Source organism: Vibrio kagoshimensis (assembly GCF_050337535.1).
Taxonomy (GTDB): Bacteria; Pseudomonadota; Gammaproteobacteria; order Enterobacterales; family Vibrionaceae; genus Vibrio; species Vibrio gallaecicus.
On sequence record NZ_JAKJSZ010000041.1, the window covers coordinates 1 to 7016 of the forward strand.

At 38.5% G+C, this 7016-nt stretch carries 9 protein-coding genes and 2 pseudogenes; all 11 read right to left on the minus strand.

From position 1 onward, the window contains the following. Positions 1-249: 249 nt before the first annotated feature. Positions 250-734, minus strand: a pseudogene (locus L4C37_RS21890) (putative signal transducing protein). A gap of 104 nt (positions 735-838) precedes the next feature. Then, positions 839-1162 carry a hypothetical protein gene (locus L4C37_RS21895; RefSeq protein ID WP_429770043.1) on the minus strand — a complete coding sequence of 108 codons (324 nt, stop codon included), beginning with the start codon at positions 1160-1162 and terminating at the stop codon, positions 839-841. 76 nt (positions 1163-1238) lie between these two features. Further along, positions 1239-1502, minus strand: coding sequence for a DUF3223 domain-containing protein (locus L4C37_RS21900; RefSeq protein ID WP_429770044.1), 264 nt, complete (start codon positions 1500-1502; stop codon positions 1239-1241). A 663-nt stretch (positions 1503-2165) separates the two neighbouring features. Beyond that, complete coding sequence (locus L4C37_RS21905; RefSeq protein ID WP_429770046.1) at positions 2166-2924, minus strand: isocitrate lyase/PEP mutase family protein; 759 nt, start codon at positions 2922-2924, stop codon at positions 2166-2168. A 220-nt stretch (positions 2925-3144) separates the two neighbouring features. Beyond that, complete coding sequence (locus L4C37_RS21910) at positions 3145-3441, minus strand: hypothetical protein (protein ID WP_429770048.1); 297 nt, start codon at positions 3439-3441, stop codon at positions 3145-3147. 136 nt (positions 3442-3577) lie between these two features. Further along, a complete protein-coding gene (locus L4C37_RS21915) occupies positions 3578-4084 on the minus strand; it encodes a GNAT family N-acetyltransferase (protein WP_429770050.1) in 507 nt (168 codons plus the stop codon). Between the two features lie 134 nt (positions 4085-4218). Next, positions 4219-4596 (minus strand): hypothetical protein, encoded by a 378-nt coding sequence (locus tag L4C37_RS21920; RefSeq protein ID WP_429770052.1) that lies wholly within the window; start codon positions 4594-4596, stop codon positions 4219-4221. Between the two features lie 149 nt (positions 4597-4745). Beyond that, complete coding sequence (locus L4C37_RS21925) at positions 4746-5408, minus strand: M23 family metallopeptidase (RefSeq protein ID WP_372267572.1); 663 nt, start codon at positions 5406-5408, stop codon at positions 4746-4748. Positions 5409-5554: 146 nt separating this feature from the next. Then, positions 5555-6070: a GNAT family N-acetyltransferase gene (locus tag L4C37_RS21930; protein WP_429770054.1), complete on the minus strand. Its 516-nt coding sequence runs from the start codon at positions 6068-6070 to the stop codon at positions 5555-5557. 173 nt (positions 6071-6243) lie between these two features. Then, complete coding sequence (locus L4C37_RS21935) at positions 6244-6753, minus strand: DUF4476 domain-containing protein (RefSeq protein ID WP_429770056.1); 510 nt, start codon at positions 6751-6753, stop codon at positions 6244-6246. Positions 6754-6901: 148 nt separating this feature from the next. Further along, positions 6902-7016: pseudogene (locus L4C37_RS21940) on the minus strand (SAM-dependent methyltransferase); the annotation flags it as partial.

Sequence of the window (7016 nt, forward strand, 5' to 3'; positions counted from 1 at the left end):
GACATACTCAGCGTATTCAGTTTTGATACCTTCTCTAGCATATGTGTCTAGCCAGACTTTAATGGACAATGCCGCTAATTTTACGCAATCGTCTTTTGTCGCTTCCCTAACCATTTCCCCTCCAAACACATAACGCCGCGTTAAGTGGTGAACAACGCCCACCATCAAAGCTAAACCATTGTATCTTAAACACTAAATTAAACTTAAACTGAGATAGCCAAGCGTTGTGAATCCGTCTTAAACGCTTTGTTATGGCGCTGAACTCGACGTTAGTTCTTGTATGTCAATTAGGTCGATTCCCTACCCAAAATACGCTTGTACTCGACTAAGTGATGAACAGGGATTACTGGCAATATGATGCCTTGATAGGCTTTTTCAACTGACGCTGAATAATCAATTTCAAGCGGATACCAAGAGCCGTCTAAAGCCGATTGTATCTTTGAATTTTTTTGAGATAAACCGATTTCAATTTTTTGATTTTGGTAAACCAACTGGAAATACTCTAGATCCCAACCGTATTCAGTATAACGAGTTAACGGTTTAGATATGAATTGAGATACGTGAGCCAAAAGCTTATTTGCGTCAGAGTCGTGGATATAAAGGTCTATATCTGCAATTTCACGGCTGCCACCATGAATAGTTGCAGCGAGTCCACCGACAATTTGGTACTCGATGCTCTCTGCATCCAAAAGTCCTTTCAGCCACTTTAAGGCTACTTTCACTTTCTCACTCATCTAGTTGCCCTGCGCCATAACGCTGCATTAAGGTGTGAGCAACGCTACCAAGGAACTTAAACTGACCACCGTAAACACTAAACTATACGATGGAATGAAAAATGCTAAGCGTTGGGAATCACTCTTAAATGCTTTGTTAAATTGCTTTTTTTCATGTTTTCTGAGGCTAAACTTGGTTGCAATCTAGCCTGATTCCTATGGTAATCCTGAAAATTACCTTCAATTTCTTTAGATAGAAGGGCTAATGTTTCACCATTACTAGAGGTTTCTAAATCACACAAAGATATGCCATATTCTTTACAGAACTGCTTTACTAACACAGAAAATGGTTCCACATGATCAATATGCAGCTCGGAAGTAGAATTTATAACTTTACCAGTAATGCCACACTCAGTAGGCAAAACAATTGAACTTCGATAGTCTGCCATCTGAGATCTTACACAAAATCTCAAAGCTTCTAAAGCCATGCTTCTACGTGTTGCGACAGTTCCATCAATGCAAGATTTATAAGAAAATATCTTCAGAGCAATCCTTCCTTATTACTACAAAGCTTTTGCCTGAACCTTGATAGTTTCTTTCAACTTTAAAGCCATTAATACCACTACCAATCTTTCTTTCAGCATCAGGGTGAAGAATTAGAAGGTAGCTTAACTTATCTATAAGTTGTGGGTGAGTGATATCCCCTTCATTATCCCCTTTTAAGAATGCCTTTAACTTCTTCTTTAAAGCTTCCTTACTGCTGTATTCATACGGTCCCAATCTGAACATATAACCTCCATGTGCCACTGCAATTTAACGCCGCGTTAAGTAGTGAGCAACGCTGCCACCCTACCTAAAACCTTGCCAACTTAAACACTAAAGCCGACCTAAACTGAAAATGCCGAGCGTTGGGAATCTGTCTTAAACGCTTTGTTATAACTACGCTTTCCTAATTGGTTGACATATAAACCACAAAAAACAACACGCAAACGTTAATCCTGCTGCATTTAACTTGTTAAGTCCGAATTGATTGACGAAAAGGGAACTACCCGAAGCTGCAACAAAAAAGGTAGCATAATAATAGACCTTGAACAGCTTTAACTCATGAGAACACTTTTTGCATTTTATTAGTTTGCCAGGGATGAATTTTAACTTATCCCTCACAGTCAAGGGCTCTGTGCAGTTTGGGCACTTGAACATATCCACTCCTAATTGGCATTGTAAAACCAATAGGCTAAAAGCAACTAGTTTACTATGCAAAACAGTAAGAATTTACTTCGAGGGAGTTCAAAAATGCCACGTAGTTATAACGCCCTGTTAAGGTGTGAGCAACGCAATACCAATGCCGCCGCATATCACCTTAAACACTAAACGCAACGCATAGCGAAAATGCCAAGCGTTGCGAATCACTCTTAAACAGTTTGTTATGTGATAGTTATAACACCCACGATACTATAAAAACAGAGTTTGAAACGACCGTTCTCGTTTAATGGACATTAAGCTAGAGGACAGCGAGGCAAGCATTGCCTCATACACGAAATTACCCATGCTTATGCGTTTGACACCTAGAGTTTTCAGTTCTTGAAAACTAGGTAATTCAGGGATACACATTACATTTATTGGTAGCGACGTACTTGCTACAACAGTTTCAATATCATTAACGTCTCTAATACATGGTAGAAAAATTCCATCGGCGCCAGATTGTTGATACCTATTAATTCTTTCAATACTCTCAACTAGAGGTTCACTAACATTGAGCAAGAATGCATCGCTCCGAACATTAATGAAAACTTCAGTATCTGCTTCAGCGAGTAACAACCTAACTTGCTTTAGCGTTTTCTCAAACAGTGCAACATCACATAGCTGCCTGTGACCCTTTACTACAATACTATCTTCTATGTTTATGCCAACGACGCCGACTTTCACCAATTCGATAATGTTCTTTGCTATGAGTTCAGGTGTATCTCCAAAACCTGATTCAATATCAACTGTCAAAGGCAGATTGGTTGATCCACCGACTGCTTTAACAATTGACAACAAATCATTGAACTTAATATTCTCTCCATCATCTTTTCCAAGATTACTCGCAATAGCAGCACTAGAAGTACCGATAGCTAAAAAACCAACTTCCTCTGCGATCTTCGCACTCGGTACATCCCAAACATTACAAATAACTAGTGGTTCTTCCGCTCTATGCATACTTTTAAACATGTCTGATACTCCCATATAAGTTTGGAACTAATAATTTCAGACAGATGCTAGCGATAGCCATATCATAAAGCTCGCCAATTCCGGAACTGAATGATAAATATTGGTCCATAAGTCGCGGTCACATAACGCCGCATTAAGGTGTGAGCGGCGCTTGGCTATACTTGAGCGAAGCGAAACTGCCAAGCGTTGCGAATCACTCTTAAATGCTTTGTTATGTGACTTACCAACCTCTAACTTTTAGTTTATCTGTAGCGGCTTTTAGTTCTTCTCTTGTTAAACCAATAATAGTTTGGAAGTCTCTATCATCTAAGCCAAACCCTAGATTATTAGCATTTAAAGCATTAATGATACCCCCTAGCTCCTGCGCTGTTAGCATGTTGGGGGATACTTCTTGTACTGCTAGGTTCAGTTTGCCAGCGACAGCACTTACATTAGGATGCACCACGACTATCTCATCAGAATTTTCTAATTCTCTGAGTGCTTTTAATAACGCTTCTTTTACTACCGACTCGTTCATATTCTATACTCACATAACGCCCAATTAAGGTGTGAAGCACGCGACCACAACACTTAAATTGGACACCGTAATCACTAAACTAGACCCAAACCAAAAATGCCAAGCGTGCTGAATCACTCTTAAATTGTTTGTTAAATTACAATAGTTTGAAGAAGTAAACTGTGCCTTCTAGCTCACCTGTAGAACTACGTGCGAACTGAGGAATTTGACCTGCCTCGGTATAACCAATTGAACGATATAATGAAGATGCAATGTCACCTAAACGTGTGTCGAGAACCAGCAATGACAAACCAAGTTCACAAGCTACGCTTTCCATTAGCGACATTAGTTTTTTACTAACACCTTTTCCTCGTGCTCCCGTGTGAACCATAAGTTTTTCAACTTCCCCTCGATGTGAGCCATTGGGTTTAGAGCAAAGTGATAATTGAACGGCACCTATTACACTTTCGCCTTCATATGCAATAAATAACTTTCGTTCACCTAACTCAAGCTCGGCTCCTACAGACGACCAATATGATTCAACTTCGAGCTCATCAACTGGAGTTAAAAAGCCAACAGAAGCTCCACTTTCGATACAATCGACTAGCAATAAATTTAGTTGTTCAACTAAACCAAAAGTCGTTTTTACTTCCTTTATTTCCACAATACTATCCTTGTAACTTAACGCCCAATTAAGTAGCTGACAACGCTACCAATACACTCAAATTTACCACCTAAATCACTAAAGCTAAAACAAGCTGAAAATGCCAAGCGTTGACAGTCTGCTTAAATTGCTTGTTATAAATTTGAGTATGGGTTCATCCATGTCCTAGGAAATCTAGAAAACAACGTATAACTAATTGCTTCACGTAAACTAAACTGACCTAAAAGACACATTACTAAAGAAAAAACACTAGCGACACATACAACACCCGCATAAACCGACAGTATTAACACTAAGAGTTGTGAACCAATGAATTGATAAACACTATATTCTGAACCATTTAATTGACTTAAAGGTAAATTAAGGTCAACGCCAAACCAACTTGTTAACAACATGCTTAATTTAACACATATGAAGATGCCCAGAGTTACACCAAAAAAACCAACATAAGACGTGATTTTTTGATATTTCATCGGTAATCGAAACTGTGCTTTGACCGCTTTAATAACCATTACACCGCCCTCATTTATAACGCCCAATTAAGTAGCTGACAACGCTACCAATATACTAAAACTTAACACCGTAATCACTAAAGCAAAACCGAACTGAAAATACCAAGCGTTAGCAGTCTGCTTAAATTGTTTGTTATACGCGTATTGGATTAGTTTCGTGATAATTTAGACTTCGTTAGTAATATGAATTGTTCAGGGTCTATGTACCCTTTAAATATTGGGGATTCTGTTGTGTACCCCCCCATCCAACGATCGGGACCAGTTTCTGGGTATTCCATACGTGACCCCATTCTTATTGAAAAATGTATATGGGCGTTAACACCAATACCAAAGTCCTCTGAAGGGTCAGCTATATAACCAAGCAAATCCCCTTTTTTAATTGCCCCTTTTGAGACTAACCAGCTTTTTAATGAAAGGTGACCGTACAATGAATAAAGGTTTTCTTTTGGGTGATCAATAATCACGACGCCTGGATAACCGTTCATATAGCCAGAATAACTTACAACACCATCAGCAATAGCGTATACCGGCTCTCCTACTTCAGCAAAATAGTCTATAGCAGCGTGATATAAATGAGGAAATCGAGAAGCAGTATTAAATGAGGCAAAACCCTGTAATTCTGAACGTGAGTCCAGAGGAAATCTATATGGCTCTTTTAAATTTTCAGCAATTCCCTCTAATATTGGACGGACAAGATTAAGTTCTTCATCTGCCAATCGTTGTTTCGTGTCCGTGAGTAATTTTGAACCTAAAAATACTAAAGGCAAAATAGTAAGGGTAACGATTACAATAACTTTCTTTGATATTTCCATCGATTTTCATTCCATTGACATCGAAGCGTATAACGCCCAATTAAGTAGCTGACAACGCTACCAATACACCCAAATTTACCACCGAAATCACTGAAGCTGAACCGAACTAAAAATGCCAAGCGTTGACAGTCTGCTTAAATTGCTTGTTATGATTGTGATCGGGGAATCGTATATTCGTAAAAGGACACACCACTTTCATTTATTGGTTGCTCTATAAAGCCTAACTTTTTAAGTAAGTTAGCTGAAGCAACATTAGATTTTTCAACGCCACCAACAAGCTTTAACCAAGGCTCAGTATTAACTACTTCTTCGATAAAGCTTTTCAGTTGCTCACTCGCCAGCCCTTTACCCCAATATTTTTCATTGAGTAAGTAACCTATGTGCGCGTCACTTTCGTTCTCTACATAGGCGAACAGAAAACCGATTAACTCTTGTGCCTCAGATTTCACTTGAAGTAATCGACTCTCCGACAACATTCGGTCGAGCCAAACTCGTGCCAATTCACAGGAAGTAATACCATGAAAATATGGGGGCAAGTTTTCAACAACTAATGGCGTTAGAATACTAGGAATCTCTTCGATCAGAACTAAGCGCTCAGTTAACGAAAGATCACCTGAGATTTCAGCAACTCTCAGCCTCTGAGTTTCAAACGATATTGTCATAAAACCTGCCTATTTCGATAAAAATCATAACGCCGCGTTAAGTAGTGAGCAACGCAGCCACCTAACCTAAACCATTGTACCGTAATCACTAAACTAAACTTAAAATAAAATGCCGAGCGTTGGGAATCTGTCTTAAACGCATTGTTATGTAAATCTTTGCTGTGGCAATGAAGCTACTTTTCTACATATTCAGTTTCACAGTCAAATCCATTACATCGAATAGTGAAAGTAGTACTATTTTCACTATTCGATGCATTTAAAGTTAAAGAGCTCTTAGAGTTAGTTTTTCCCGAAAACTCTTCCACATATACATCCGCAGATACATCTGCATCTGCATCTGCATCTGCATCAAGAGTATTTAGTATTTTAACTTTACTTGAATCAAAAGATAAAACTTCCATCAACTCTAATAATTCTGAATCAGAGTATTCTTCGTGATGACCTCGTAATACTTTAACTACTTTAACTTTTGAAGAATCAAACTCGAAATTCTTTACGAGTTTTATTAACTCGTTAAAAGTCAGGTCTCGGTTTAGAGTATTTACATTTTCTGAAACAAACTTGTTTTTTGTTGAGTCAAAACTAAAAATTTCTACATTTTTCAGTAATTCTTCAGGCTCCATCGCCTGAACGCTTAATGAGTAAATAAAATAAAATATTGCTGATATGATAAGTTTTAACAATTTCTAATTCCTCCATTTATTCGATTTTCATAACGCCGCGTTAAGTAGTGAGCAACGCCACCACCCTACCTAAAACCTGCCACCTTAAACACCAAAGCTGACTTGAACTAAAAATGCCGAGCGTTGGGAATCTGTCTTAAACGCTTTGTTATGTACGTTTCACCGCGACCACGGAATATGTATGCCAATGCTTCATTCTACCCAATGAAGTCTTCGATTTTTCATCACGTTCAAAGAACCTGACTATTTCAAAACCTGAGAAC